General features: G+C 42.2%; 26 protein-coding genes, 1 tRNA gene, 1 pseudogene and 2 riboswitches. Of the genes and pseudogenes, 6 read left to right on the top strand and 22 right to left on the bottom strand.

What is annotated here, in order from left to right:
• The first annotated feature begins 82 nt into the window (after positions 1-82).
• Positions 83-466, top strand: a complete 384-nt coding sequence (locus B9Z54_RS24020) for a rhodanese-like domain-containing protein (RefSeq protein WP_113930867.1) — start codon at positions 83-85, stop codon at positions 464-466.
• Between the two features lie 77 nt (positions 467-543).
• On the opposite strand, the gene B9Z54_RS24015 is transcribed toward B9Z54_RS24020, so the two are convergent.
• The 5 genes from B9Z54_RS24015 to gcvT form a co-directional block, all read right to left on the bottom strand.
• Positions 544-1,815 carry an MFS transporter gene (locus B9Z54_RS24015; protein WP_113930866.1) on the bottom strand — a complete coding sequence of 424 codons (1,272 nt, stop codon included), beginning with the start codon at positions 1,813-1,815 and terminating at the stop codon, positions 544-546.
• Positions 1,816-1,948: 133 nt separating this feature from the next.
• The gene (locus B9Z54_RS24010) at positions 1,949-2,563 is read right to left on the bottom strand and encodes an ArsR/SmtB family transcription factor (RefSeq protein ID WP_240190078.1); all 615 of its coding nucleotides are present in this window, start codon (positions 2,561-2,563) and stop codon (positions 1,949-1,951) included.
• A 223-nt stretch (positions 2,564-2,786) separates the two neighbouring features.
• Complete coding sequence (gene gcvPB / locus B9Z54_RS24005; protein ID WP_113930864.1) at positions 2,787-4,250, bottom strand: aminomethyl-transferring glycine dehydrogenase subunit GcvPB; 1,464 nt, start codon at positions 4,248-4,250, stop codon at positions 2,787-2,789.
• A complete protein-coding gene (gene gcvPA, locus B9Z54_RS24000) occupies positions 4,243-5,589 on the bottom strand; it encodes an aminomethyl-transferring glycine dehydrogenase subunit GcvPA (RefSeq protein ID WP_113930863.1) in 1,347 nt (448 codons plus the stop codon). Before gcvPA ends, gcvPB begins: the two co-directional genes overlap by 8 nt.
• 17 nt (positions 5,590-5,606) lie before the next feature.
• Positions 5,607-6,713, bottom strand: coding sequence for a glycine cleavage system aminomethyltransferase GcvT (gene gcvT / locus B9Z54_RS23995; protein WP_113930946.1), 1,107 nt, complete (start codon positions 6,711-6,713; stop codon positions 5,607-5,609).
• A 121-nt stretch (positions 6,714-6,834) separates the two neighbouring features.
• Positions 6,835-6,915: riboswitch (glycine riboswitch) on the bottom strand.
• Positions 6,916-6,918: 3 nt separating this feature from the next.
• Positions 6,919-7,011, bottom strand: a riboswitch (glycine riboswitch).
• Between the two features lie 171 nt (positions 7,012-7,182).
• Here gcvT and B9Z54_RS23990 point away from each other — a divergent pair.
• On the top strand, positions 7,183-8,880 hold the full coding sequence (locus B9Z54_RS23990) for a DEAD/DEAH box helicase (protein ID WP_113930862.1): 1,698 nt from the start codon (positions 7,183-7,185) through the stop codon (positions 8,878-8,880).
• Complete coding sequence (locus B9Z54_RS23985) at positions 8,849-9,634, top strand: YqhG family protein (RefSeq protein WP_113930861.1); 786 nt, start codon at positions 8,849-8,851, stop codon at positions 9,632-9,634. The genes B9Z54_RS23990 and B9Z54_RS23985 overlap by 32 nt, the downstream gene beginning before the upstream one ends.
• Here B9Z54_RS23985 and B9Z54_RS23980 read toward each other — a convergent pair.
• The 9 genes from B9Z54_RS23980 to comGA form a co-directional block, all read right to left on the bottom strand.
• Positions 9,624-9,854 (bottom strand): YqzE family protein, encoded by a 231-nt coding sequence (locus tag B9Z54_RS23980; RefSeq protein WP_113930860.1) that lies wholly within the window; start codon positions 9,852-9,854, stop codon positions 9,624-9,626. The genes B9Z54_RS23985 and B9Z54_RS23980 overlap by 11 nt on opposite strands.
• Before the next feature lie 241 nt (positions 9,855-10,095).
• Positions 10,096-10,590, bottom strand: coding sequence for a shikimate kinase (locus B9Z54_RS23975; RefSeq protein WP_113930859.1), 495 nt, complete (start codon positions 10,588-10,590; stop codon positions 10,096-10,098).
• Position 10,591: 1 nt separating this feature from the next.
• Positions 10,592-10,951 carry a competence type IV pilus minor pilin ComGG gene (gene comGG, locus B9Z54_RS23970; protein WP_162785352.1) on the bottom strand — a complete coding sequence of 120 codons (360 nt, stop codon included), beginning with the start codon at positions 10,949-10,951 and terminating at the stop codon, positions 10,592-10,594.
• On the bottom strand, positions 10,941-11,360 hold the full coding sequence (comGF, locus tag B9Z54_RS23965) for a competence type IV pilus minor pilin ComGF (protein ID WP_162785351.1): 420 nt from the start codon (positions 11,358-11,360) through the stop codon (positions 10,941-10,943). The genes comGG and comGF overlap by 11 nt, the downstream gene beginning before the upstream one ends.
• Complete coding sequence (locus B9Z54_RS23960; RefSeq protein ID WP_113930856.1) at positions 11,357-11,686, bottom strand: hypothetical protein; 330 nt, start codon at positions 11,684-11,686, stop codon at positions 11,357-11,359. Before B9Z54_RS23960 ends, comGF begins: the two co-directional genes overlap by 4 nt.
• Positions 11,673-12,119 (bottom strand): competence type IV pilus minor pilin ComGD, encoded by a 447-nt coding sequence (comGD, locus tag B9Z54_RS23955; RefSeq protein WP_113930855.1) that lies wholly within the window; start codon positions 12,117-12,119, stop codon positions 11,673-11,675. The genes B9Z54_RS23960 and comGD overlap by 14 nt, the downstream gene beginning before the upstream one ends.
• Complete coding sequence (gene comGC, locus B9Z54_RS23950) at positions 12,109-12,417, bottom strand: competence type IV pilus major pilin ComGC (RefSeq protein ID WP_148953090.1); 309 nt, start codon at positions 12,415-12,417, stop codon at positions 12,109-12,111. Before comGC ends, comGD begins: the two co-directional genes overlap by 11 nt.
• 298 nt (positions 12,418-12,715) lie before the next feature.
• Entirely contained in the window at positions 12,716-13,741 is a 1,026-nt protein-coding gene (gene comGB / locus B9Z54_RS23945) for a competence type IV pilus assembly protein ComGB (RefSeq protein ID WP_113930854.1), read from the bottom strand.
• Positions 13,738-14,814, bottom strand: coding sequence for a competence type IV pilus ATPase ComGA (comGA, locus tag B9Z54_RS23940; RefSeq protein WP_113930853.1), 1,077 nt, complete (start codon positions 14,812-14,814; stop codon positions 13,738-13,740). The genes comGB and comGA overlap by 4 nt, the downstream gene beginning before the upstream one ends.
• 106 nt (positions 14,815-14,920) lie before the next feature.
• On the opposite strand from comGA, the gene B9Z54_RS23935 reads away from it, so the two are divergent.
• Positions 14,921-14,992, top strand: a tRNA-Gln gene (locus B9Z54_RS23935).
• 142 nt (positions 14,993-15,134) lie between these two features.
• Here B9Z54_RS23935 and B9Z54_RS23930 read toward each other — a convergent pair.
• A pseudogene (locus tag B9Z54_RS23930) lies at positions 15,135-15,494 on the bottom strand (Spx/MgsR family RNA polymerase-binding regulatory protein); the annotation flags it as partial.
• A 476-nt stretch (positions 15,495-15,970) separates the two neighbouring features.
• Here B9Z54_RS23930 and B9Z54_RS23925 point away from each other — a divergent pair.
• Complete coding sequence (locus tag B9Z54_RS23925) at positions 15,971-16,213, top strand: DUF2626 domain-containing protein (RefSeq protein ID WP_006837891.1); 243 nt, start codon at positions 15,971-15,973, stop codon at positions 16,211-16,213.
• A 116-nt stretch (positions 16,214-16,329) separates the two neighbouring features.
• Here the strand turns inward: B9Z54_RS23925 and B9Z54_RS23920 are convergent, their stop codons facing one another.
• Positions 16,330-16,965 (bottom strand): MBL fold metallo-hydrolase, encoded by a 636-nt coding sequence (locus tag B9Z54_RS23920; RefSeq protein WP_113930852.1) that lies wholly within the window; start codon positions 16,963-16,965, stop codon positions 16,330-16,332.
• 309 nt (positions 16,966-17,274) lie between these two features.
• On the opposite strand from B9Z54_RS23920, the gene B9Z54_RS23915 reads away from it, so the two are divergent.
• Entirely contained in the window at positions 17,275-17,448 is a 174-nt protein-coding gene (locus tag B9Z54_RS23915) for a DUF2759 domain-containing protein (RefSeq protein WP_113930851.1), read from the top strand.
• A 96-nt stretch (positions 17,449-17,544) separates the two neighbouring features.
• Here the strand turns inward: B9Z54_RS23915 and B9Z54_RS23910 are convergent, their stop codons facing one another.
• The 6 genes from B9Z54_RS23910 to B9Z54_RS23885 form a co-directional block, all read right to left on the bottom strand.
• Entirely contained in the window at positions 17,545-17,829 is a 285-nt protein-coding gene (locus B9Z54_RS23910) for an MTH1187 family thiamine-binding protein (protein ID WP_113930850.1), read from the bottom strand.
• Between the two features lie 14 nt (positions 17,830-17,843).
• Positions 17,844-18,851: a YqgU-like beta propeller domain-containing protein gene (locus tag B9Z54_RS23905; protein ID WP_113930849.1), complete on the bottom strand. Its 1,008-nt coding sequence runs from the start codon at positions 18,849-18,851 to the stop codon at positions 17,844-17,846.
• Between the two features lie 614 nt (positions 18,852-19,465).
• A complete protein-coding gene (locus B9Z54_RS23900) occupies positions 19,466-20,653 on the bottom strand; it encodes a M14 family metallopeptidase (protein ID WP_113930848.1) in 1,188 nt (395 codons plus the stop codon).
• 394 nt (positions 20,654-21,047) lie between these two features.
• Positions 21,048-22,931, bottom strand: a complete 1,884-nt coding sequence (locus B9Z54_RS23895; RefSeq protein ID WP_113930847.1) for an LTA synthase family protein — start codon at positions 22,929-22,931, stop codon at positions 21,048-21,050.
• Positions 22,932-23,633: 702 nt separating this feature from the next.
• Positions 23,634-24,605 carry an ROK family glucokinase gene (locus B9Z54_RS23890; RefSeq protein ID WP_113930846.1) on the bottom strand — a complete coding sequence of 324 codons (972 nt, stop codon included), beginning with the start codon at positions 24,603-24,605 and terminating at the stop codon, positions 23,634-23,636.
• Between the two features lie 19 nt (positions 24,606-24,624).
• On the bottom strand, positions 24,625-24,822 hold the full coding sequence (locus B9Z54_RS23885; protein WP_113930845.1) for a YqgQ family protein: 198 nt from the start codon (positions 24,820-24,822) through the stop codon (positions 24,625-24,627).
• Positions 24,823-25,523 lie beyond the last annotated feature (701 nt).

The following is a 25,523-nucleotide window of genomic DNA, read 5'->3' as shown; positions in this document are numbered from 1 at the left end:
TAATAGAAATAGATTTCTTTTGTATCTGAACAAAAGAGAGAATATAATAGATAATAGGGAATTGTGAAAGGGGTCAGAAATTTTGTCAGGTTTATATTTTTTACTAGTCGTTTTAGGGGCGATCATCGTCTATTCCATAATTACGTTTTTCTTGCAAAAACGTATTGTAAATAACCTGACGGAAGAAGAGTTCCGTTCAGGATACCGTAAAGCCCAGCTTATTGACGTCAGGGAACCGAACGAATATGAAAACGGCCATATCCTTGGTGCTAGAAATATCCCGCTTTCCCAGCTTAAACAAAGGAAGCAGGAAGTCCGCAATGACCAGCCGGTATATCTATACTGCCAGAGCGGCATGCGCAGCGGCAGGGCAGCGCAGATGCTTCGCCGCAATGGATACAGGGACCTTCACCAATTACAGGGCGGGTTCAAGAAATGGACTGGAAAAATTAAAAAGAAGAAATAATGCACCAAAGCCGATTTCAACTGAAATCGGCTTTTTTTCAGCTTGAAATCAAGCTCACCCTCCCCATGAAATTTCATTCAAGAAGTCAGCTTCATATCAGTTGAAAGCCCAAGCTCTTCCGGGTTGATATTGACAGAGCTGGGAAGTGTCCGCAAAGCCCGGTCCAGTAACCAAACGATTGAAACAAAAATCACTCCTGCAGCTGAGCCGGCAAATACCGCCACCGGGTTGACCGCATCGGCCAGGTATCCTCCCAGCAAAGAGCCAAATGGCATAGCGGCTGCCCCAAGAGAAGCAGTGACCGAAAAAATTCTTCCCATTAAATGTTGAGGAACAATCGATTGAATCGCTGCTCCCATGATGACATTCGTTGCTCCAATCGGAATCCAAGATATTCCGAAGAAAAGAATACTGACAGTGGTGGATGGAATGAATCCTGATATCATCCAGCAGCTGCCTCCGAGAAAAAATAATATGATCACAAGTCTTCCTAGTGAGTATTTTTCCAACAAAGAAGCAGACAGAGCACCTATCAATGCCCCTCCCGATATGGCTGCTAAATAAAGCCCATAGGCTTCAGAACCTCCCCTTAGTTCCGCAAAGGCAGGCAGCACCGCGTATGTTGAACCAATAGCGAAATTTGCCACAACGGATCCTAATAAGAATTTCGCCAGCTTTGATCGGAAGACAATGCCAAATCCTTCAGCTAAATCTTTCTTATACGAAACAGCTTTTTCTTTAACCGAAGTTCCATTTTGCCCATTTATTTGCTTCTCCCCCTTAACATTAATCATTCTGAATAGAATGGCCGTAATGATGAATGTAACGGCATCGATCATATACAGAGTAATTGCACCCACCAAAGCGACCAATATGCCCGCAATGGCGTTAAATGCCAGGTCGACCCCTTGATAAGCGAAAGAAAAAAGCGAGTTGCCCTTCACAAGCTGGTCTTTCCGGATAAGCCTCGGCAGCAGGGCCGATTGCCCAGGATAAGCAAATTGTTCAATAGCAGATATAACCGGCATGATCACTAGGATAAAGGTTATAGTGAGAAACCCTGCATAGTGGGCTATAGGAATAAGCAGCACCAGCAACGCCTGTAGTATCTGAGTCCATACAAGAAGTTTCTGAATCTGCAATTTATCAATAACCGGCCCCGTCAAGAATTGCAAAGTTCCAGGCAGAAGGGTCAGAAATCCTGCTAAGCCAGTGTAAAAGGCACTTCCACCTAATTCAAATACAAGCCACATAGCTGCTACATAATAAAGACTGTCACCCATATTGGTTACCATTCTTCCGAAAAATAAAGCAGCAAAATTCCGATTTCTCATTAACAGTTCTTTCATCTTTAAAACTCCTTTCCATCCGATTGAATTTTTTCACTGTCTTGGATACTGTCCGACAAAATACTTTTCTCGGTTAAATTAATTTTACTGTCAGGGTTAAAAGATGGAGATTCATGGCTGAATCCCCTTTGAATTATTCATTTTCATCTGAGCTGGAAATCCTTTTTGAAAAATTAGATTCATTTACCTGGAAACCATAACCAGACATATAATAATGTTTGGCTTCGGGATTGTCGGTATCCTCTTTTGCCCGGTTCTGAAACTCTTCCAGCAGCTCAAAATATTTATTCGTATACCACCTGAAATTCTCTTCTGTCACCTTCGTTTCCCATGAGGTAGCTAGGATGTTCCATTCAGCAGGATCTTTCGGCCCCGCTTCTTCAAATGCATCATTGGGTGCCTCCAGCAGCCTGGTCATGGTTCGGTCCAGCATGCCATACATCATTTGTCTTTTTGTATTGCTGATTTCTTCTGTATGAGGCATAAGACTGGCATCTGGATAAAACCCGCTGGCGACAGATTGATAGAATTTTTGAATGATTCCATTCTTCTCTTCTGTCTTCACAATTTCAATCAAACCCAGCTTTTCAAGCTCGCGAAGGTGATAATGAATTCTTGCCCGGGAAAGATCGAATATCTCTGAAAGCTGCTGCCCGGTAAATGCACTCTCGACCAACCTTAACATCAGCTTCACTCTGAATGGGTCACTCAAAGCTTTCAGCTGATTATAATCCCTGATAATCATCATAGGTTCCAATTTTTTTCACCACTAGTTTTTTTTTAACTCGGTTAAATTATTTTTACCGGTTAAGTTTAATTTATCAGTTCTTCCAGGTTTTAGCAATACCCATTTTAAAAAATATTTCATTTAATGTTCCGGGCATTTTTGGACTTATGATCTCTTGAAGAAAGTGAATCACCGCCCAGTTTAAACACGAAAAAGGATGCCCTTAGAGGACATCCTTTTACTGTTAACCTTCTTTTGTATAACGCAGAACAGGTTTACGTGCCGCAAGAGTTTCATCTAGACGCTTGATGACAGTCGTATGCGGTGCTTCCTGTACAATTTCAGGATTTTCTTCTGCTTCTTTGGCAATTTGGATCATGGCATCGATGAAATCATCGATGGTTTCTTTGGACTCTGTTTCAGTCGGCTCGATCATCATACATTCCTCTACATTCAATGGGAAGTAGATGGTTGGCGGATGATAGCCGAAATCAAGCAGACGCTTGGCGATATCCAAGGTGCGGACTCCCAATTTCTTCTGACGCTTTCCGCTGATGACAAATTCATGCTTGCAGTGGCGGTCATACGGCAGGTCGAAGTGAGAAGCCAGCCTTCTCATCATATAGTTGGCATTGATGACCGCATTTTCCGTCACCGCTTTCAACCCGTCAGGACCCATTGTGCGGATATACGTATAGGCACGGACATTGATGCCGAAGTTCCCATAGTAAGGCTTCACTCGTCCGATTGACTGAGGACGGTCATAGTCGAATTCATATCCGTCTTCACGCTTCACCAGGATAGGCTTAGGAAGATACGGAATCAAATCAGCTTTGACACCGACTGGTCCGCTTCCAGGACCGCCGCCCCCGTGAGGTCCTGTAAAGGTTTTGTGAAGATTAAGATGAACGACATCGAAGCCCATGTCTCCTGGACGTGCTTTCGACATAACGGCATTAAGGTTGGCGCCATCATAGTAAAGCTTGCCGCCGGCCTGGTGGATGATTGAAGCCATCTCCAGGATGTTTTCTTCAAATAAGCCCAGTGTATTCGGATTAGTAAGCATTAACGCGGCAGTATCATCACCTACTACACGTTTAAGGTCCTCCATATCAACCAATCCATTTTCGTCGGATTTCACTGTCACAGTTTCAAATCCTGCCACTGTTGCCGAAGCAGGGTTAGTACCATGCGCAGAGTCAGGAACGATGACCTTCGTACGTTTGGTGTCTCCATTTGCTTCATGGTAGGCACGGATCATCATCAATCCTGTCCACTCTCCGTGAGCACCTGCTGCTGGTTGAAGCGTCACTTCATCCATTCCTGTGATCTCTTTCAAGTGCTCCTGTAAATCGAACATCAATTCCAATGCTCCTTGGACACCTTCTGTTTCCTGAAGAGGATGCAGATGGGCAAATCCATTGAATCTCGCTACATTTTCATTAATTTTCGGATTGTATTTCATTGTACATGAACCTAATGGGTAAAAACCGGAGTCCACCCCATGATTGCGCTTGGACAGGGCCGTGTAGTGACGCATGATATCCAGTTCGGAAACCTCTGGAAGTTCGGGTGATGCTTCTCGAGTGTATCCTGCAGGAATCAATTCGGACAAGTCAACTTGCGGAACATCCATTTCAGGAAGGCTGTAGCCGGTACGTCCTTCTTTAGATAGTTCAAAAATGAGAGGCTGATCGTTCTTATTCATGATAATCCCCCAATTCTTTTGCAAATGTATCGATTTCTTCTTTTGTGCGAAGTTCTGTAACCGCTACAAGCATATGATGATTTAAGTCAGAATCTGTAAGACCGAGATCATATCCGCCGATGATTCCTTTCTGAAGCAGAGCTGAATTAATTTCTTTTACAGGACGATTCGTTTTGATGACGAATTCATTGAAGGAAGGACCTTCGAAAGCAGTCTCCAAACCGTTTTGTTTAAGGGCTTGTTTTGCATAGTGCGCCTTTTGGATGTTCTGGACTGCCATTTCTTTGACGCCGCTCTTTCCAAGAGCCGTCATTGCAACAGAAGCAGCCAAAGCATTAAGAGCCTGGTTTGAACAAATGTTGGAAGTCGCTTTATCACGGCGGATGTGCTGTTCACGCGCTTGAAGAGTCAAGACGAATCCTCGCTGGCCGTCTTCATCAACCGTCTGTCCGACCAAACGGCCTGGAACCTTGCGCATCAGTTTCTTTGTTACAGCGAAGTATCCGCAGTGTGGTCCGCCGAAGGCAGTAGGAATTCCAAACGGCTGTGCATCACCGATCACAATATCGGCTCCCAATTTTCCAGGAGGCGTCAGCACGCCAAGCGCCAATGGATTAGAGGACACAACAAACATCGCTTTCTTGTCATGTACGATGCCCTCAAGCTTCGCTAATTCTTCAATTCTTCCAAAGAAGTTAGGATATTGAACAATGACAGCCGCGATTTCATCAGACATCATCTCTTCTAGAGCAGCTGTGTCCGTCACACCGTCTTTATGAGGGATTTCGACTACTTCGATATATTGTCCTTTCGCATAAGAGCGCAGAACATCTCTTGATTCTGGATGGACGGTACTTGAAACAAGCACCTTCTTCCGCTTGGTCTGGCCTGCGCTCAGCATCGCTGCTTCAGCAAGCGCCGTACCGCCGTCATACATAGAGGAGTTAGCCACATCCATGCCAGTCAATTCACAAATCATTGTCTGGAATTCAAAGATCGCCTGCAGCTCCCCTTGAGAGATCTCCGGCTGATATGGTGTATAAGCAGTGTAGAATTCCGAACGTGACAACACATGATCCACAATAACAGGCATGTAATGGTCATAAACCCCTGCACCAATGAAAGAAGTATGAGAACGCAAATCCGCATTCTTAGCAGCCATCCGGCTTAACTCTTTCATCAAGGTCGTCTCAGGTTCCGCTTTCTTAATGTTATATTCCCCTTTAAATCTTACTTTTTCAGGAATATCTTCAAACAGCTCATCAACCGAGCTGACTCCAATCGTGTCCAGCATTTCCTTTTGAACTTGTTCTGTCATCGGCAAATAACGATGTTTCATAAGGAATCCCCTCCCTGCTACTTCTTTGGTCTTTTATAGAATGGTGTTGGCACTACTTTAGCTTTAATCTTCTTGTTGCGGATCTCAACATATACTTCTGTATCAAGGCCGCTGTATTCAGATTTAATGAGAGCAAGCCCGATATTCTTTTTAAGTGTAGGAGACTGTGTGCCTGTCGTGACTTCGCCAATTTCTTCGTCATTGGCATAGACTTTATAGCCGTGACGAGGAATTCCGCGCTCAAGCATTTCAATCCCGGCAAGTTTACGGGGAGCTCCCTCTTTTTTATGTTGAGCCAATGTTTCTTTTCCAAAGAAATCGGCTTCTTTATCAACTTTCACCGCGAAACCGATGCCTGCTTCTATCGGAGTGATATCCGCAGAGAGCTCTTGTCCATATAGGGCAAGGTTCGCTTCAAAACGAAGAGTATCACGGGCGCCAAGACCGCATGGCAGGATTCCTTCAGGCTCTCCTGCTTCCAGGATCGCTTTCCAAAGATCTGCAGCGCTTCCGGCCGGGCAGTAGATTTCAAATCCATCTTCGCCTGTGTAACCCGTTCTGGATACAAGGGACTTGATACCATTTAAGTCTACTTCGTTTTGGAATTTAAAGAATCCGATATCGCTTAAGGCCGTGCCTTTAGCCAGCTTTTGCAGGATTTGTTCTGCAAGTGGTCCTTGAATCGCCAATTGAGCGTATTCTTCGGATAAATTCTTCAGTTCAGCATTTTCAACCGCATGATCTTGAAGCCATTGATAGTCTTTTTCAATGTTTGAGGCATTGACAACCAGGAGGTAATGGTGATCCTCAATCTTATAGACCAGCAGATCATCAACGGTTCCCCCGTTTTCATAGCACATGGCTGTATACTGTGCACCGCCATTTTTGATGCGTGAAATATCATTTGTCATCATTTTTTGAAGATAATCGAGTGAACCCCTGCCTTTGACTTCAATCTCTCCCATATGAGATACATCAAACAAGCCGGCTTTGGTGCGCACCGCTTCATGTTCTTCTTTAATGCTTGAGAATTGGACAGGCAGCTCCCATCCGCCAAAATCGATGCACTTCCCGCCATTTTCTTTGTAGACTTGGAATAAAGGCGTTCGTTTCAATTCTGCCATTATATTTCCCCCTTTGCCTGATATCTTCATTCTACGAACCTTCTTTACTAGTCCCGACCGGTTAACAAGAGATGTCATTCAAACACACAAAAAAGGACAGAAAAACCCCTGTTAAGAGATCCTCTGTCCTTTCACCTGAAAGTTTACCATCTTGATGGCTTTCTTCGTGGGTGGCTTCGTAAAACTGAAACACTCTCCAGAGATGCGTCCGGCAAGAGTCTTTTTGCCTGAGAGATTCACAAGAAATTTGCTTGCTCCTTCGGCGCTGTCATCCAACAGTCTCTCCTCTTGCTTTCATTCGCCAATATTCATTGAATAAATTGGTCATACTAACAATATAAAGAATTCTGCTCGAAATAGAATGTTCGGTTTTTTACAAATTTCTAAACTTTAAAAATCTACTTACATCCTATCATTAACAAAGCATTTTCGGCAATCATTTTTATGATTAAAATAAGGAGTTGTTTTTATGGACGTAGAAGTATTATTCGATGACAGCTGGTACCTGGAATTCGATTCCCGAATCGAGAAGGATGGCCCATGGGCAGATTGGGATCTGTTCAAGCTGGCGGTAGAGGTTGAGGAACATACGGTTATTCCGAACTTTGAAGGGCTGCAGGCACCGAAACATTTGTCTAATCTTACTCCCCTTCCCCATCAGCTTGAAGTTGCCAGACAAGTGGTGGAGTCCATGAATGGGAAAGCGATATTAGCAGATGAAGTGGGACTTGGAAAAACCATTGAAGCCGGACTTATTTTAAAAGAATACATGATTCGGGGACTGGTCAAGAAAGTATTGATCCTCGTCCCGGCATCCCTTGTTTCTCAATGGGCAATAGAACTGAACTCGAAATTCTTTATTCCGGCAGTGGCCCAGAGGAAAAGCTATGTCTGGGATCAATGCGATATAGTCATTTCCTCAATAGACACAGCGAAAAGAAGTCCTCATAGAGAAAAGGTTTATGAACAGGACTACGACCTTGTGATTATAGATGAAGCCCATAAATTAAAGAACCATAAGACGAAGAATTACGAGTTTGTTCAAAACCTGAAGAAGAAGTTCTGCCTTCTTCTCACTGCCACACCCATACAGAATCGTGTAGAAGAAATATTCCACCTGGTCTCTCTATTAAAACCGGGACACCTGGGGAATGAATCAGGGTTTACCGAGAAATACAAAAAAGGGTCGCGGTCTGTCGGGAATGATGCTCACCTGAAGGAATTGGTCAATAAGGTGATGATTCGCAACCGGAGAAGCGACACCGGTATTGAATGGACTAAACGGCATGTCAAAACCGTCCTCATTGATTTCACTGAACAGGAAAGAGATCTTTATGACAGTTTCAACGTGCTTAAAGGGCCTCATGACGAATGGGCATCAAGTTCCTTTTCTCTGTTGACTCTGCAAAGAGAAGCATGCAGCAGCCGTGAGGCCGTCTTCTATACTCTGAAAAATATGCTGGAACGCCAAGAACATCCTTCACCCCTTCTCACCGAAAGGGTCAATGGATTAATGAAAAAGGTTGAAAATGTTCAAAGTAATTCCAAGGCCCAAGAGGCACTTAAGATAATCCAGTCTGTAAATGACAAGGTCATCATCTTTACAGAATACCGGGCGACCCAACTGTACCTCCAGTGGTTTCTCAAACAAAACGGCATTAGCTCCGTTCCATTCAGAGGGGGATTCAAGAGAGGAAAGAAAGACTGGATGCGGGAACTTTTTAAAAATCATGCGCAAGTACTGATTGCAACAGAAGCCGGTGGAGAAGGTATCAACCTTCAATTCTGCCATCATATCATCAACTTCGACCTTCCCTGGAATCCGATGAGACTCGAACAAAGAATCGGGAGGGTCCACAGGCTCGGCCAGACTAAAGATGTCCATATTTATAATTTTGCCACGAAGAATACAGTCGAAGAGCACATATTGAAACTGCTCTATGAAAAAATAACTCTTTTTGAAAAAGTCATTGGCCAGCTTGATGATATCCTGACAAAGCTTGATTTCGGAAAATTCGAGGATCACATGGAGGATATCTTCACCAAATCCCGCTCTCAAGGTGAAATGAAGATCAAGATGGATAATTTGTCGGCAATGATACAGTTTGCAGAAACGATGAAGGAGGAGCAGGAAAATGCAGCAAAACGAAATTCATCAATTTCTTGAGCGTTACTTCACTGCCAATGAGTGCCAGATAGTTGAAAACCAGCAAGGCTATATGGATGTTCAACTTACAATCGAGATGGATAAAGAATTGATGAACCGTCCATTTTATTGGCATTATCTTGAGAAGACCGGCGGGATCCCTAATCCGATGAGACTGTGTTTGATTACCAACCAGGAGAAGGCACCCGATACAATTAAAGGCGAAGTGCTGCATTTCGGTTCACCCCGCCTACATCAGATTTTCCGCTCAGCCCGGCAGCTGGCGAGCTATACCCGCCTTTATGAAAACAGGGCGGCTGTGACCGGGAAGCAAACACCCTTGCATCCGTGGCTCGGTTTAAATATCAAGATTTCCTATCAATGCGATCTCAAGAAAGACTTACTAAAATCAATCGGACTTAACCTTATTAATGGAGCCATGCGGGAGAATTTCCATAGGGACCTCATGAAAAAAACCCTAACTCCTAAAATACCGGATTTTTCCTTCACCCTGACTCCGATTATCAAGCCAGCGAGCGGAATTGCCCGGATTCGTTCACAAATTCAAAAAGAACTTCTCTCACAGCCGACGGACTGGGCAGAGTCCGCAAGAGTACGTTGGCAGGAGGATCTGGATCTGCTGGATCAATTCTATGAAGGGATGGAAGAAAAGCCTGAATCCTACTTTGTTGAAAAACAAGCACTCTCTGAACAATACGAACCAAAAATTAAAGTGGAGATTATTAACGGAGGACTATTTTATCTCAACCAGTAGACATAAAAAAAGGGATGGAAACAGTTGAGTTTCGATCCCGATTTCTTATTTTTCTTAAAAAGAACATTAAAGCATAGGGGATGACACCAAACCAGCGGAACAAAAAGGATTGCTTCTCCGTCTTCCTCAGCTGCTTGATGGTTTTCCTTTCCTGGGGTGTTTTCTCAAAGTGCCTGACCGCTGTTTGAGTCACATATTTCACATAATCATTAATTGACATAGATTCCACCATCCTTAAGAGCTTCACCAATAGTGTCACCACGTGTCTATAACTTTAAACCAGAGAGTATCCTCTGCGGCTTTGCCTGCGAGATACAAAATGGTAAACTGAAGACCATATAACTCTTTACAATGTGAAAAAGGCTTAGAGATGCAAAAAACCTCTAAGCCTTTTTCAGTAAATACCCATAAGTTTTATATGTTCATTAGTCGCTTATAGACCAAGAACTAAGTTGGGACCTTTAAAGTAATTCAGTTAGTATTTTTTCTACTGTTTCTTCAATCGTTAATCCAACTGTCTCTATTTCAAAATCAGAGGCGTCTTGATAGAAGGGCACCCTTCTTTCATACAGCGACTTCAAACCATCCATTCCCTTCTCCCTGATAAGCGGCCTTGCATGATCTCCGGCAATCCGTCTGGCTGTTTCTTCAAAGCTGCAATTCAGCCAGATCACCTTCCCATTGCGCTTCATCAATTCGCGGTTTTCTCTCCTCTCTGCCATTCCTCCCCCGGTCATGACTATACACTGTTGTCCGCCCTTCAACTCCTTGAGAACTTCCGTTTCGATCTCTCTGAATCTATGCTCTCCATACTGATTGAAAATCTCCTTGATTGTCATTCCCTGCTTTTCTTCAATCAACTGATCGGTATCCAAACAGTCACAGTTTAATTCTTTTGCAAGCTCTCTTCCTATAGTCGACTTGCCAGAACCCATAAACCCTATCAAAAAAATCATGTTATCCCTGCTCCCAATCAAGAATTTCCTTTGTATTATTTAAGTAAGTAACAAAAACCGGCTTATATATCTTTTCATCCGTCTCTGTGGTAAGAATCAAAGTACTGACATCCACTTCTTCAACCACCTTATATCGTACTATACCATCAGGGTATGTGAAAAAACCATTCACCGGGTGATCTTCTTCCATAAGCTTGTCAATCGTGAAAAGCAGCATGCTTTCTCTTTTATAACCAGTCTCCATAACGTCCAAGTATGAGTACCTGGAGATAAATACAGATGCAGCTGTAACAGAGAAAGCTAAAATGGATGTTGTGAGCAGCATGGCAAACGGCAGAATATAGCCCTTTTCATTTAGCATAAGTAAAGAACCTCCCTGTCTTTTCAGCCTCCCCTTCAAAAACTGCATTTATTTCCACTCCGTTTTTACACGGGGAAAATTCTAATGCCTGCAAGGGACCAAGAACTAATTCGTGCCCCCGCCGGTTCACTCTCCTCCTCAAGAAATCCCCGTATCTTTCATATAAAATCACTTCACCGTTTTTACTGAAAACAATTGATGAGTCATTAACCTTTATATCCTCCGAACCATGGAACTCCTGCCTGAATTGCTGGCTGAATAAATTCCATTCATACTCTTTGGAGGGACTCAGCCTGTTTTCCGCATATGATACAGCATTAAAAATGACTGGAGTGCAAATGGCAGCCAGCAGAAAAATACTTAGTGTGAAGACAGCATGCAGCAGGGTATACCCCTTTTGGTCCCTCACCCTCTCACATCCTTCGATAGGCAGAAACTTTGGCGGCCTCCAAAGTACTCCTGGTATTTAATGCAGAGTGTTCCAGTTTCCGTATTGTTAACGATCTCATATAGCCGCCCATCCCTTTCATAAAGATGACTGGCTGTACTGCCGGAAAAAAGGTCTTCCTCCAAATGTTCATATAGGATTCTGGCAGCCGTCAGAGCACTTTCTTTTTCCTCTAGATCAGCCACCAAATCGATTATAAAAGGAACGAAAGTAAGCACAACAACAAAAATGGACGAGATCGCCACCAGTGCCTCAGCAGTTCCAAATCCTTCTTCATTGTTCAACATTGAACCGCCCCTGCCCAATCTGGAAAGACAGCTTTATCTGTTCTTCACCGGCCGCATAATAAATACTTCCGAACTTATCCGTGTTCCCATTCGCATGAATCACAATCTTTTCCAATGAGGAATTAGGGGCCTGGGATATTCCATCCGGCAGTGTTCTTACTAATAAGCTCTTCCCTCCATAGACTTTTCCAGAGTACTTGCCTTCAAAGGGATAAAATTGCAATACAACTTTTTCTTTTTGGTTTATAGCATAACTTTGTAAGTAGTAAAGATCCGCCATCAGGGTGGAAACAAAGTTCTTCTTCGTTAGAGCTTCACGAAAAGGAAGGATGCTGAATGAGGTGAAGAAAAGAAGAGTAATGGATATTGATAAAACAAGCAGCATCTCAAGCATGGTATATCCATTTGGTTCTCCCTTCACATTAACTTCCAACGATAACCTCTCCTTCGCTGTTAATGGTGATAGACCTTCCATCAGGACACTGTTGATAATCGTCTTTTAGATACCCTTTATCAATCAGCGCTTCGAGATCAGCAGGAAGGGCTTTTTCTTCCATCCGATAGGCTTCAACCTGCCCTGAGACCATATTCTCAAAAGCCTCACAGCCCTTGCTGTTGATGGATGTACCCTGTTTTGTGACATTGGGAATCGTGATGAACAGCAGGACTGAAATTACTAACAGGACGATCATCATTTCAATAAGGGTAAAGCCTTTTTCATTATTTATCATTTTGAGTAACTCCTTTTTTAAAAATTATTTTATTTCTGGTTAGATAGCCTTATATGGGATATTTTTGTTGGATGATGGGTACTGGGTGAGCGCTCGTCACTCAGCAGTCTTCTGGAGGGGTTCTGCTTCCAAGATGGCCGTTTTCATGCAGTTAAACGGCTCTTTGGGGGACACCTTCTAGGAATGCTGTTCTTCATGTCCTCAAGCCGGCCTCTTGGACACATATTATTCAATGGATGCAGGCCTATGAGTAAACCTGGCTTCCTGTCGACACAGTTTTGTATAAACACCAGTTCAATCAACCCAAAGACTGCATCACTTGAAACATCGGTACCATGACAGAAAAGTAGATAAGAAGAATAAACAGACCTATGAACAAAAATACTACAGGCTGGATGACTGTCAGCATATTCTTGCCGCTTTCCTCGAGGGTTTCCATACAAAATTGGCTGTAGATGAAAAGCTCTTGGGGCAGCTGGCCTCTCCTTTCACCGTGTCTTATTACTTCTAAAAATCCATCAGTAAACAGTCCGAAGAACTCGATCGTTTCCGGAAAGCTCTTTCCGATTTTCAAGTCTTGAATCATGCGCCCTGCAGCTTCCTCGAATAACGGCCTGTATGTCTGGCTCTCCATTTCTGTCAGTGCTTGATTGATTGACATCCCGCTGTTCAATAAGAAGCTCACTTCCCTTGAAAAGAACTGTGTATACAGCAATCTAATATATCGAGAAACATATGGGACCCGGAGAAGCAGCTCTGCTTTCTTTAAAGGGGTATAAGATTGGAATCGCAGATAAATGATCCCGCCTGCAGTCATTGAGGCAACTAAAAGAGCCAAAAAAATGGCGGGAAGGTTCTCGAAAATGTTGAGGAATAAACGCAAGTTATTTTCAGGGGTATAATCCAGTGAAGAATACAGGATTTCAAATTGAGGGAAAAGAACACTCTTGAGTAAAATCATTACGCCGATCAATATAATAATCAGGACGAGAGGATAGGTCAGCACTTTCATTAAGGCTTCTCTATCCTTTTTTCTGGCGGTCAAATATTCACCTGCCTGAATAAGCGTTTCCGCAATTCTGCCATGTCTTTCAGCAAAATAAATCTGCGAACATACATGAAGAGGCAGACCGGAAGACTGAAGGACAGCTGAGAGGGACGATCCATTCTGCAGCTGAGACAACATCATGAGTCTGATGGCACCTTGAGCCTTATAGTGTCCAATAAACACAAATTCGATGGCATCTGTCAGAGAGTAGCCGTTGGACAAAAGTTCTCCCAGTCGCTTTAAAAAGGTTCCATGATCTTTTATAGTCTTTTTCACTCAATTTTCCACCTGTTCAGTTCCCGCTCAGGAATATATCCAAGGGCACAGCCTTTTCGCAGCAAAGTTGTCAGGGTGGGGTAGTAATAGTGTGCGCGTTCTCCTTTCGCTTCTTTCAGGACTTCATTCAATGCTTTTCCACTTAATATTTCATAGATTGCCGCCCTTTTCTCCCGTGGATCTTTTTCGCAAGTTTCTGTGCAGGTGTCCCCGCAATAAGGGCAAACCAGGTTGATGAGCCGTTGTGCAGAAACTCCAATCAGGCTTTGCTGGATTTCATGCCACTGTATCCCAAGCTCCATCAACCGATAGACAGCTCCTTTTGCATCTCTGGTATGGAGGGTCGATAAGACTAAATGTCCGGTCAGGGCTGCACGTATTGCAATCGCTGCCGTTTCTTCATCCCTTATCTCCCCTACCATTATGATATCGGGATCGTGACGGAGTATGGCACGAAGACCGGCGGAGTAAGTTACACCCGCCTTTTCGTTTACCTGTACCTGGATTAGGGAATCATTGAATTTCTCCACTGGATCTTCCAAGGTGACCACATTTCTTTGTAACACGGACGAGCAATGTTCTACAAGGGAATAAAGGGTTGTAGTCTTCCCGCTGCCAGTCGGTCCTGTGAAAATAAGCAGGCCATGGGAATTCATCAATAAAGCAAGGAGTTTTCGGGCAGAAGATGGAAACAGAGCTAATCTTTCCAGAGGCATGTTCAATTGCTGAGGGAGGATACGGATCACAAGGCTTTCCTTCAAGCCGGTAGTAGGCAAGGTGGAAATACGGAGGTCGAGGATTCCATTCATCATTTGGACCGTGAAAGATCCGCTTTGGGGCTTTCTCTTTTCACCAATGTCCATTGATGCCATAAATTTAAAGTGTGAAATCAAGCGGTCTCCTTCTGGCAGGGGAATACTAACATTAGGGGTGAGGATCCCATTGCTTCGATGCTGCATGAGGTAATCTTCCTTACGGGGAAACAAATGGATGTCTGTGACGTTCTTAGATACGGCTTTTTTCAAGACCGAATCAGCTAAAGCTTCAATTGAGTAGTATATTGGCTGCACCACCTTTCATTTATTCAGTACAGAAATTCGACAAGATTTTAATTTCCCCTTCTTTTTTGTGTATATTTTTTATTTTTTTTCATACTAGTAATGTAACGTTCTCAACCAGTGGGCTATAGCCAAGCGGTAAGGCATCGCACTTTGACTGCGACACGCGTTGGTTCGAATCCAGCTAGCCCAGTATTGAAAAAGAGAGGAAGGTTCCAGAAATGGAATCTTCCTCTCTTTGTTGACCAAGAAACGGGAAATTAAGAACATAACTTGCGGGATCTAGAAAAGAAATAGGAAATGAGGAATGAAGTGAAGGACATTAGAGATATTCCCTAGACGGTCAGCTCATACATCGCCCTTTTATTTGTTAAACTTCTGAGTCCCTCCGGATCATATCCTACAACAAGCTTCTTTCCATCTGTAAGCAGCGGCCTTCTCAGCAATTTAGGTTCTTCTGAAATCAGCCGCACAACTTCAGATAAACTAAGGTCCTCTAATTCGACTCCCAGTGCCTTATATTTCTGGCTGCGGGTGGCGAGAATCTCATCAACTCCATTCGTCGTCATGGAGAGTAAATCTATAATTTCCTGTGTGGTTGGAGTTTCCCTGAAAATATGTCTTTCTTCAAAATCAATAGAATTGGAATTCAGCCATTTTTTTGCTTTTCGGCACGAAGTACAGCTGGGATAAGTAAAAACGTTAACTTGTTCATCCTTACAACCTCCCTAATAGTGGACAAATTTAAAATCGTTTAATTTATATACCTATTGTATACCACCTGTATAACTAATGTACACCAATATATCTGACTTTTTTATTTTTATTTTCGCCAGAAGAGTGCACTGCCTTCAGAAGCCGTATATTCCGGCCGCCTACCGCTCTGATTTTTTCATCTTTATTAATCAGTGAGTTCGGCTTAATGAGTTTAATCCCGGCAATCTACATAACATTTCTTCTTTAATATTTTTTGATATACTTAAGAATCAAGTATTTTAAGAAATTAAAGAGTAAATCTTATTTCAGCAAGGGTATAATAAAGGGAATCATAAGAAAATCTCCAGCCAGTTTGCGTAATCGTCACAAACTGGCAACAAAGATTATTTACTTTTGATGGATTTTTCATTTATAATGTTTATTGATGGACTGAGGGTGCAAAGGAGGGATACATATGGATCGTATGTACAGAGTATTGGGATTTTGGACTGGAATATTTGCAGTCATGTTTTTCCTGGGAGATATGAAAACGACTTCACTGATCTTTTTGGGACAAACAGGATTCTTCATTCTGCTGGGTTACTTGAAATTATCTGAGCGTATGTATATTTATATTTTCTTCGGATACTTAACTGTATTTTTTGCCGGCTTCACATATTGGACAGTTTTCATGATGACGCCAGGCGCAGCGCACTAATAAAAAACCCTTAAAGCTTTTAGCTTTAAGGATTTTTTTATGGTGAGAATAATAAAGTCTTACACTAGTGGATAACTTCGATTCTACTTCTTGTCTTCTGTTTGCCTTTAGACTCCTTAAAAACCGTTCAGGAACGGGTTTGTATCCATTTCATCGGCTATAGTCGTTTCTGGTCCATGCCCTGATAAAACAATTGTATCTTCAGGCAAAGTCAGCAAATGATCATGGATGCTTTTTAATAATTCCCGGGAGTTTCCGCCAGGCAGATCGGTTCTCCCTATGCTGCCCTTGAACAGAGTATCACCAGCAAATACAACCCCTTCCTCTTCATAATAATATGAAAGGCTGCCTGGAGAATGTCCGGGTGTCTCGAATAATGTCAAAGAGATGTCCCCGAAGGAAAGAGTCTTTTCATTGGTTATTATGTAATCCGCCGGCTTCATTCTCATCAAGCCGCTCATCGCAAAATGCTGAGAACCATTCAGAGCCGGCTCCATAAGCCACTTTGCTTCTTTTTCATGAACATAAAGAGGGATATTGTACTTCTCCCTGACCTTATCTACTGCCCCAATATGGTCAAAATGAGCATGTGTAAGCAGTATCGCAAGAGGTTTCAATTGATTTTCCTTCAGCCAATTGATAAGTTTCCCCGCTTCTTCTCCTGGATCAAAAATGACACATTCTTTCTTATTGTTCCAGAGACAATAACAGTTTGTTTGCAAAGGACCTAAAGGTAATCTCTTCCATCTCATCTGCGCCACCTCCAAAAATCGTTTGTTTCTATTGTATCATTCCAGCAGGAGGGATAAAAATCATTCTTGTTGAAGTTATCCAGCCTTTGCCGCATTTGTATCTATCATAATAATGGATAGAAGAATCGACTTCATAAAAATATTAAAGGATTGAATTATTGGACAAAGAAGTGTCAAACATTTGAACTGTACAAACGCATAAAAAAATATAAAATAAATGTAAGTGCACATTATTACATATGCTAATTATATTATCTCACTTTTGGGACTTCCGTTAAAAGGGGATTAATTTGAAAGGAGTTTTGACCAATGGGTTTTGTTATCATTACAGCTCTAGTGACTTTGCTTTCTCTATTCGCCAGCGTAAGTGCGTTGAAAAACAAAAATGCTTTAGGCATTCTTTTCGGATTAGGAACACTTGGCGTTTTTGGCTGGTTCACAATCATGACCGTCCTTCACTCAGGTTATCCTGGCGGACACTAAATAAAAAATGGAGCCAAGCGGCTCCATTTTTTATTTGTCTGCGCAAAGCTGCCGATTCATTAAAACAACACCCTTACATTTTGTTTTCCACAGAGGTCAGTTTATCCTCCATCTTTCTTTTTTATCCCTGCGATCATCAATTCTGATATTCGTTGCAACTCTTTGTATTCCCTGGCTGAATGGGGCCTCATGAATTTCCTGCACGATCCGGAACAAATCCGGCAGCTCTCCCTCTATCAAAGTGCTCATCGGAGTAAGTTTGAAGGAAATGGTTCCTTCGTCTTCATGTCTTTTTAATATCTTTTGTAACTGCGCTACATAATCACTCACGCTTGGTGTAGCAGTCCCAATAGGGATAACGGTAACATCCACTATCGCCATAAAAATCATCCTTTCTATTTAATGATCACTAAATCTGCTGCCTCTTTATTTTTCAGATCAACGGCCTGCTTCAATTCATATCCTGTTAAACAATAATCCCCCGATGGTGAACACTCAAGAGGTTCATTTGGGAGTCCGTGCAGTATTTGTTCACGCTGACCCGTTTTCATGTTCCACTTTTCCAATGTGAATGTACCCTGATAGGAATCTTCAGGAATTGATTCGCCAGCGGTCAAAGAGACAAATGTACGTTCAGAATCTATCTTATCATAATAAGGGACCACCCAGTTAGAATAGCTGCTGAGCAGGGGCTGTTCCAATGAGGAAGCTATCGTTCCTTCTTCTGTTATAAATTGATAAACCGCCTTTCCTTCTGTTCCTTCATCTATTGAGATTGATAGTATGTAAGGAGGCAGCGTATCAAAGTGAATCGTTTCTTCTTCCACAAGAACTTTTTCTTCCGAATACAGGTTCCGGGAATACAAAGGAGCTGTTAGACTGATGCTTTCCTCGGGCCACTCCTGGTAGAGGAAGCTGCTCTCATTAACCCATTTAATAAACGGCTGGGGTGAGTCCACGGATGATACAGTACCTTGTGACAAGTCTGCCAGCATAACCTCAAATGTCCAATCCTCCGCAAACCTGGATATAAATAACAAATCAGGATTTCTGTCATTCCATTCAAAAGCCACTTCATACGACTCGATATCCTTTTCGAAAATCACATCTCCGTTTAGATCAATTATCGTCATTGAGGCCGAATAAGTAAGCGGGGCGCTGTGAATCAATATCCTTTGTCTGTCAGGACTTATCTTTGCATCCACAATAACCTCTTCATCAGAATATATAATATTTTGTTCACCACTGAAAATATTATAATCCAGTAACTGATTCTCATTTCCGGATTTAGATAAAATAATGACCCGGTCACTATCAATCCAGTCTATAACTCTTTGAAAAGAAGTTTCCTCCAGTTTAAGAGGTTTTAATTCTTTTTTTTCAGCCTCTTTTTGATCCTTCACCTGCTCGTTTTCTGAAACAGGTTTTTCTTCCGACTTATTACTTTCAGGAGTCTCGCCACTACATGAGGCTAATAGAAATAAGCATGACAAAAGTAAAAAAGCTTATAAGTTTTTTTCATATTTATTCCCTCCCCCATTCTTACTCCCTATTAATTAGTACGTTAATTCCACGAAAATGTTTCAATTTTTTAAAAGAATATGACAACTTATCCTCTACCCTGCCTGCCTTCCTTCCCCTATTAGAGGTGATGAACGGGACAGACACCACAAGTTTCTATACTTAATTTGTGATAAGCAAGCAGATAATAACGAGCTTTCTTGCCCCTTTTTAAAAGCTCTAAAAAAAGGCTGTCAGGGTACATAGACCTCTGATCAACCTTTAATATAGGTTCTTTTCGTATACTTAGTTGCTGTTCAATATAAAATTCTATAAAAGACTGCCATAATTCACTTAAATATATGTGAAAAGAAAAGGGTTACTCTCTTCAAGTAAAAAATCCGGCTCTTGAAATTTTTCGAAAGCAGCACTCTAAACAATTACATCCTTGATATAAGAATAAATGACTATAGTACATTTTAACTCGCATTTGCCAATATAACAATCTTCAATATACTTACCGGTAGATTGCTACAAGAAATATCCCAAGTCCCGATTCATATATCCGATTGAATTGAGATAAAGGCAGAGGGTTGATACCCATCCCAAGTTCTATAGTAAAACCAGGACGCTGAAATTCTTGAATGAACCAATCTTTATACCCAGCATAGCTGTCAATATATCTCACCGAACGGTACCCGCTTACCCTTTCAAATTCCTCAGCGAGCATCTCGGATTCAGGAGGTTCAAGTCCTTCATATCCCCAATAAAATTCCTCTCCTTGAGTATGAAGGGCAAGAACTCTATCAAGATCTCCATTCCTTGCAAGCTCAGCCATCGCAGCAGCCTCAGGTTCCGATAATGGTTTATAGCCTGGGAAATCACGCGGGGCAGGGCTCTTCTCCTCTTTTCTTTCCTTTTCTAATTCCCATTTTGCAGGGTATTGATTGTTCAGATCTACGCCATTGATATTTGCCTTCCACCCTGAAAAATTAGTTTTTCCTTTGTTCATCTCAATCAGTTCTTCCCTTAAAGATGAAGGGGGCCCCTCAATCACAAGATCCACTCCATCTGGATTCACCATCGGAACCAATGAAAGGGTAACCTTTGAATACAGTGGCTCTGTAACAACCCCTCTGATACTTCCTCGATTGACCAAAGATAATAAATAGTCATTCATAAACCGCATCAAAATGGGCGTCGCAATCCATTCATTAGCATGAAAGGATGCATTGATATGCACCTTTTTCTCACCATTTCCAATAAGAATTTCATAAAGGGGTTTCCCCAAGACAGATTCACCGATTTGGTTGACCCTAATAAAGGGAAATGCATTTTCCAACCTTTTGATATCCCGATCCATAATATCAAAAGAGTACGCCTGCTGTCCCATTACCACTGGCTGTGTAATCCTCAGGGGTATGTTCAGGTTCTCTCCCACCTGTAAAGCATTAGGATTCAAGCTTTGATTCAGCAGAAGCAGAGCATCAACTGACAAGTTCCTTCTTCTGGCTATTGCCCAGAATGTATCTCCCTGCTGAACTGTATACTGTCCGATATAAAAACCGGGAATTTTTATTATTTGACCAATTTGCAGTGAATTGCTGGATACTTCAGAGTTAGAATCAATAATGGGCTGGAGAGGAAGATAAAACAACTGACTGTAATAATAAAAAGTATCGCCTCTTCTGACTCGTACTTCCATTGTTCATACCTCCTGAAATCAAACTCTCTTACTACATGTATGTTGTAAATGATGATTGATGACAAGAAAGAGAGGTAAGTTCCCGCTCAGCATTATCCAGATTGCAGAGATCTCGTATGAGGAAAGTCAACATAACGAACGTAGTGAGTTGATGTTGACTTATCGCAAGGAGGGGGAGGGAAGACCGCTAGTCGTTGAAGCCTGGCCACTAGATTAGCAATAAGGAAGACCGAAATCTGCCACCTGTCTGGGGTTGAAGCTGGATTACCTAAAAAGCTGTGGGTACGGGCCCACGTGCGCTTTAGCCGGATTCCAAAGCCACCTAAGTTCCTTTCCTTATCCCCCTCCTATCATCCACAAAAAAAGCCTGCGGAAGGGGTCCGCAGGCTTTTACTTATTCTTCATCAGGAGAACGCATTTCATTCTTTTGCTCGTAGAATCGAAGCAAATCTCCATAAATGATTTGGTCTGAATAATTCAATTCTTGCTGAGTACTTTCAATTAGAGGTTCACAGAACTTCATATCGTCCGGCTGCTCAGTTTCTTTGTTATAACACTCGCCACCGGCATATACATGGTCCTTTGTAATGAAACGGCCGTCTCGCAAGATAGCCAGGTCCTCACGATCTTTGGAGAATAAATCTGAACCGAATTGAATATCTCCTTTTGAATCGATTCCAAGAAGGTTAAGAAGGGTTGGACGAAGGTCCACTTGGCCTCCCACCTTGGAAATTGTCTTTCCATCTTCCATACCTGGGATGTGGATGATCAATGGCACACGTTGAAGTTGAGTGCTAACGAAAGGATCCACTTCTTTTCCAAGGTATTTGCTCATGGCAACATTATGGTTTTCAGAGATACCATAGTGATCACCATACATGACGATTACTGAATCATCATACACTCCACTGTCTTTCAATTCCTGGATGAACTCTTTTACTGCTTCATCCATGTAGCGTACAGTTTGGAAATAACGATTCAAAGTGCCTGAATTAGAATCAAATTCGTTAATATACTTATCCTCTTCATCAAGATAGAAAGGATAATGGTTGGTCAATGTAATCATTTTGGTATAGAAAGGTTTTTCCATTTCTTTCATATGCTCAACTGACTGCAGGAAGAATGGTGTATCCTTCATTCCCCAGTTAACAGAGTTCTCTTCATCAACTTCATATTCTGTCAGTGAATAGAACTTATCGTATCCAAGTGAGTCATACATGATATCGCGGTTCCAGAAACTCTTATTGTTGGCATGCATCGTTGAGGTGAAATAACCTTCATCATTCAACCTGTCTGTCATGGATTGATATTCGTTTCCGGAATGAGTGAAGAACACCGCTCCTCGGTTCAGTGGATAAAGAGAATTATCCAGAATGAACTCTGAGTCGGATGTTTTCCCCTGCTGCGTTTGATGGTAGAAATTATCGAAATAGTAACTGTCTTTAATGAAATCGTTCAAGAATGGAGTTACTTCTTCCCCATTCATAGTGTTGTTGATCGGGAATGACTGAAGCGACTCCAAAGAAATGACAATTAAATTCTTTCCTTTTGCGGCACCAAACAGATCATTATCAGGTTTGGTATGGTTTGCACGAACATAATTATCAATGTCGGCAAGTTCACTTCCGTCTGCAAGCGCACGCTGTGCTGAAGATTTGGATTGAAGGAACACATCATAGATATGATAGTTGTAAGTTCCAATGTTTTTCACAAGTATTTCCCTGTCAAAGGTACGCGTCAGTAATTGTGGTCTTTCAGCTTCAGCGAGACCAAGGTTGAAGAACGTAAGAGCTATTGCAACAAAGAAGTAAGCCCTTCTATTCACTCTGCTGAACGTATTAACTTCCAGCATGGAAGATTTAAATTTGACCAACAGGGCAAGAATTACTGTATCAATGAAATACAAAGAGTCTGACCAGCTTACGATCTCCCCGGCACTCGTACCCAGGTCTGCGAAGTTGCTGGTCTGCATCAATACTGGCAGTGTCAGGAAATCGTCAAAGAATCGGTAGAAAGCGACATTTCCGTAGAGAATAAAGGAAAGGACAAAGCTGGTGATCAAAATGTACCTTACCCTCGATTTCTCACTCTTCAAGAACAAGCTTACCCCGAATATAAAGAGCAAAAAGCTTAACGGGTTTATGAGCAAGATGAATTCCTGCATCAGATTTTCAATTTTAATATCAAAACTAGTTTGATAGACAATATACGTTTTTAGCCAGAGTAACACTGAAGCAATGATAACCAGTGAGATTTTTGGCATTTTCAAGTTTTTCATTTTTTTACCTCCTTGCTGCGTATTAAATCGCAACAACCTTTTGATGGAAGACATTGACTCATTTTTACATTATCAGGTGCCTCCATCTGATAATCATTCAATATCTTAATACTTTTTTTACATTCCGTCAATTGTAAGTTAATTTAAACAGTTTATACTAATGTATTAGGGTGATTTTCAATTCCCTTATATAAGACGAGCCAAACCGGTAAAAGTTTCAAATAAAGGTCATTTTTTTATAAACACTACCATATACCCATTCCCCGCAAACAAATTCAGGTGAATGTCCGTTCTTTTGTCTCAGCCTCTTCTGCCGAATTTACAGCAAGACTAAGCACCCTTGTCCCTAGTACATATTTGTAATGTTATGATTTATAAATGGGATAATATGACATCACTAGTTTTTTTCAATTAGATATAAGGATTTCTACAGCTTTTATCACTTTTCATTGAAAAGATGATTGTTCACCATGATACTCCTGGTCGATCAAATAAGCCAGAGATAAAATTTCCCACTAAAATCAGTGAATGCTTATTATTTGCTCTGAACTATAATTTAAAACCTGCATTTAGGGAAAAAAATTTCCAGGTGCAATTCCCATCCGACTCTCAACTTATTTTGCCAGGGGATAAAAAAAGTGCTGATCGTCTATGATCAGCACTCTTTGAAGTGAATTTTTCTCGCTATTATATGGCTGTTTTTCAACCAAGTTTATTCTTCACAAGCCACGCGGCTCCGATCACTCCTGCATCATTCCCCAGCCTGGCAATGGAAATGGCGGTTGAGGAAGCAACCGTCGGGAATGCGAATGAGTTAAAGTACTTATCGACCGGGCTCAATAATATTTCCCCTGCTTTGGAAACACCGCCGCCCAATACTATTTTGTCGGGATTCAAAGCGTTACCCAAGTTGGCAATCGCAAGTCCCAAATAAAAAGCCAGCTCATCTACGATTGAAACTGCAAGTAAATCTCCTTCACGTGCAGCATCGAAAATTTCTTTCGCACTGAGTACTCCCTCAGTCTGCAGGCGTGAACGAAGAACAGAAGCTTCTTCGCTTTTTTCAAGAGCTTTGAGAGCCAAACGCACCACACCCGTAGCAGACGCGACGGTTTCCAGACAGCCTTTCTTCCCGCAGTTGCACTGAAAGCCCCCTTCCGGCATTACTGTAATGTGCCCGATTTCACCAGCTGCACCTTTACTTCCATGGACGATATCACCGTTCGTGATGACTCCTCCCCCTACTCCGGTTCCTAAGGTTACAGCTACAATATCCTTTGCACCATTTCCGGCGCCTTTCCACATCTCACCGAGGGCAGCACAATTTGCATCATTATCAATGACACATGGAAGACCCGTTTCAACTTCTAGCAGATCTTTTAAAGGGGTATTCTTTTCCCAGCCCAGATTGACCGCTTCATAAATAATGCCATTGTCCATATCTACAGGACCCGGTGCCCCCATTCCTGCACCCCTCAGCTTAGATTTCGTTTCTCCTAGTTCGTCCAGATGCTGATCGATCGACTTTGCAATATCAACGATGATATTCTTACCATTTTCAGAGGTATCTGTGGGAATTTCCCATTTATGTACAATCTCCCCGTAAAAACTGATGAAAGCTATTTTAGTTGTGGTTCCGCCTAAATCTACACCGACAAGCCATTTATCTGACATAAATAATTTCACCCTGTTTCTATTTATTGTTTTCCTTTGTGAGTTCACTTCGCAGAATAAGCATGGATGTTTGGAAGTCAGCAGGGCTGATCAAGCCTGTTTGATACAGCTCCCTCACTTCTTCCTGCATCATTTCCAAATCTGCCGCTCGATCACCCAGGTAAATGAAAACTCCATACTTCTTTAACATTTGCTGCACATCGTACATATTTTTCACATTCGGCACCGTCTTTCAAGCTTTGCTGACCCTTTCAGTATAAAATAAAGTCTTCCTCTACTCAAGAAAATCTCTTCCGTAATAATAATGCTTCCTGACGAACGTATATATGACCATCTAACAAACAATACAGTTTCTTCCTTGACGGCTGTCCAAAAGACTTTGACTTCCACAAACAGTCTCCAACCGCATGGATATAATAATGCTTTTAACACCTGAGAAATGAATGTACAGAATAGGACAACCAAAAAAGAGGCTGGGACAAAACCTTATAAAAAGCTCTTTTCAAAAGAATGTGTCTGAGTATAAAGAAAGGATTTCCGCTCCAGGTGCACGACTCCGCGGGGCGGGCGCTGAGCCTCCTCGGCTTCATAAAAAGCGGAAGCGGCCGTTCAGCACCGTACGGATTGTAGGGCTCCTGCATGAGATAAAGGAATCACGAAGAGCGAAAGCGATTCGATGATGACTTATCGCAAGGAAGGAGACCGAAATCCGCTAGGTGCTGGCCGCTGGAGCTAGATTTGCCTGCGGGGTTACGTTCCAGTGGGTACGTAACCTTGGTCTCACCTGTCATCAAAAGTGGAAGCGCCTTGGTCAGCCCCGACAGGCAAATGTTCCTCAGAGAAAAAAGGCGGTCTTTCCTTTTATTCTCTGAGGGTTGTTTGACCCCGAGGGGCTAGGCGCTGGAACTAGACGACCGC

This window comes from Bacillus sp. P14.5 (genome assembly GCF_003316765.1).
Lineage (GTDB): Bacteria > Bacillota > Bacilli > Bacillales > Bacillaceae_B > Rossellomorea.
The sequence above is the reverse complement of the archived record's forward strand: the minus strand, read 5'-3'. Positions and strand labels throughout refer to the sequence as shown.